This is a genomic window from Bacillus sp. LSHTCR4 (genome assembly GCF_057197025.1).
This window is the reverse complement of sequence record NZ_JBXUNO010000011.1, coordinates 33,018-34,996: the sequence shown is the minus strand read 5'-3', so window position 1 is coordinate 34,996 and position 1,979 is coordinate 33,018. Positions and strand designations below refer to the sequence as shown.

At 29.0% G+C, this 1,979-nt stretch carries 3 protein-coding genes; all 3 read right to left on the bottom strand.

Annotated features, from left to right (window positions below; translation table 11 throughout):
- Positions 1-94 precede the first annotated feature (94 nt).
- The 3 genes from AC2CGR_RS27890 to AC2CGR_RS27880 all read right to left on the bottom strand — a co-directional run bounded on the left by AC2CGR_RS27890 (position 95) and on the right by AC2CGR_RS27880 (position 1,829).
- Complete coding sequence (locus AC2CGR_RS27890) at positions 95-307, bottom strand: class II lanthipeptide, LchA2/BrtA2 family (protein ID WP_000041628.1); 213 nt, start codon at positions 305-307, stop codon at positions 95-97.
- 376 nt (positions 308-683) lie between these two features.
- Positions 684-1,316: a hypothetical protein gene (locus AC2CGR_RS27885; protein WP_000894478.1), complete on the bottom strand. Its 633-nt coding sequence runs from the start codon at positions 1,314-1,316 to the stop codon at positions 684-686.
- Between the two features lie 345 nt (positions 1,317-1,661).
- The gene (locus tag AC2CGR_RS27880; RefSeq protein ID WP_164971096.1) at positions 1,662-1,829 is read right to left on the bottom strand and encodes a hypothetical protein; all 168 of its coding nucleotides are present in this window, start codon (positions 1,827-1,829) and stop codon (positions 1,662-1,664) included.
- Positions 1,830-1,979: the final 150 nt, after the last annotated feature.

Below are 1,979 nucleotides of genomic sequence, written 5' to 3'. Positions count from 1 at the left end.
ATTAATTCTTTCGTATCGAACTCTTGATTACGTAGTTTAGCTAATTTTTCATTCTTTGACATATTTAACATCCTCTCAATTTTTTAATTTATTATTAACAACGGCTTGTACATTTTGTTGTTGGACAAATACTTACTGTAGCTGCAATAGTAGCCTCAACGATTGTTGGTGTTGCTGGCGTTGTTTCTGGATTTACATCCCCCGCTCCCGCTACTTTCTTTAATTCATTTTCATCGATTGAACCGATTAATTCTTTCGTATCGAACTCTTGATTACGTAATTTAGCTAATTTTTCATTCTTTGACATATTTAACATCCTCTCAATTTTTTAATTTATTTTGGTCAACGTGTTATACATTTCACTGTATGATGGCGAAAATTAATACTTACTTCAAGATTAACTGCGATAGTTATAACCTCAGTTGGTATTGCTCTTGGATTCACATCTCCTGCTATCTTTTTTAATTTATTTTCAGCGATTACATCAATTAGTTCTTGTGTATCAAACTCTTAATCACGTAATTTAGCTAATTCTTTACTTCCTGATGTATATTTTCGAATATTACGAAAATATACATCGGATTACTCCTAATTTCATTAATAACAATTGCTGCTGGTTTTAGATATTATAAAAAGTAGTTTATATTGCCTTCTATCCCAGCGTCACTATCCTTTTTATACCTTTAATATAAAGCTGTCTGTTTAATCCATTGTAAGACTATTAACGGCATCATTATTTTCTTGAAATCAAATGATAGCTGAATTTGATCTTCTAGCTCTCCATGTATGTGTAATTGCTTCTGTAAGGCTAACATACACTCTGTAGTTTGGTCCTGTAACCTTGGATACATAAATTCTTTTGAATGATGAATACTTGTACTTTGGTTTATCATATACCCAATAGCTATGGGTCCTTTTTTTTCACCTATTCCTGCTTTAAATTCTTGAATATTGATAGCTTTTAAATGAATAAAATAATCATTATGAAAATCTATTGCATAAGCACCCGGGGTAGATATACCCGTTACAATATTCGGTTGGAAAACAAATAAAATAGGTACCAAAGCTGTAAATGTTTGATTGTGAAATGCTTCGTATAAAATTTGTGCTAAGGTATCAATATGAATAAAAGGTTGAGCTAGACTAATCGATTCTTTTTGGGATGCTTGTTTATTCAATAGTTGTTTGTAAACATGATATGGCAATACGTCTTGTTCATTCGAAAAGTCTTGTAAATGTTGATTATTTTCCCTACCAAGATTCAAATGATAATTTATATTGTTTATCATATCTATAGAATTTTTTGTCTCTAGCATCAGATTAACTACCTCCTTGCTGTCTAACTTTCTGTACCTAAAATATACGTGTTAATTTATGTTAATAACAATTAGTAAAATTCAGTTAAAAATATCTAAAATTATTGTTGTTTTTTTCTATATTATTTTACATGTTTTGTAATTCTAGAAAGTTTCTATAGGATTCAAACTTGTACAAGTAAAATATGGATAGCGTTGAACAGAAAGTTAGCTGATTAATTGAGTTTCAGACAAAATTAATAGAATAAAAAACAGGTGGAATTTACTTTCCACCTGTTTTTTATTCTATGTATTGTTTTATGAAGGATATATATTTGAAGGAGATCTTGAATATCGAGGACTTAATTACTCTATATCTGGTATTACATCACCGTAAAAAGTTGGAATATCTTCGATACTAATTTGTGCAGCTACATTTTGTTTAGTATCTGTATTAGCTAGATTTTCTGATAAGGAAATACCCGTTAACATAATAGCTGTAGTAAGAATGACATAAATTTTTTTAATTTTCATAATTCCAACCTCCGTTAGTAGTTGCTTTGTTAATTTAAATACTAATGGATATCCTTTGTTAAACGGAATTAGTAAAAATTTCCGATTTGTAATTCACTTTTTTTATCAAAATAAGTTACCTATTTAACCAATTTTATTTGTAATTTACCT

Coding starts and splice junctions, on each gene's coding strand:
- AC2CGR_RS27890 (WP_000041628.1), bottom strand. CDS start 307: ATGTCAAAGAATGAAAAATTAGCTAAATTACGTAATCAAGAGTTCGAT.
- AC2CGR_RS27885 (WP_000894478.1), bottom strand. CDS start 1,316: ATGCTAGAGACAAAAAATTCTATAGATATGATAAACAATATAAATTAT.
- AC2CGR_RS27880 (WP_164971096.1), bottom strand. CDS start 1,829: ATGAAAATTAAAAAAATTTATGTCATTCTTACTACAGCTATTATGTTA.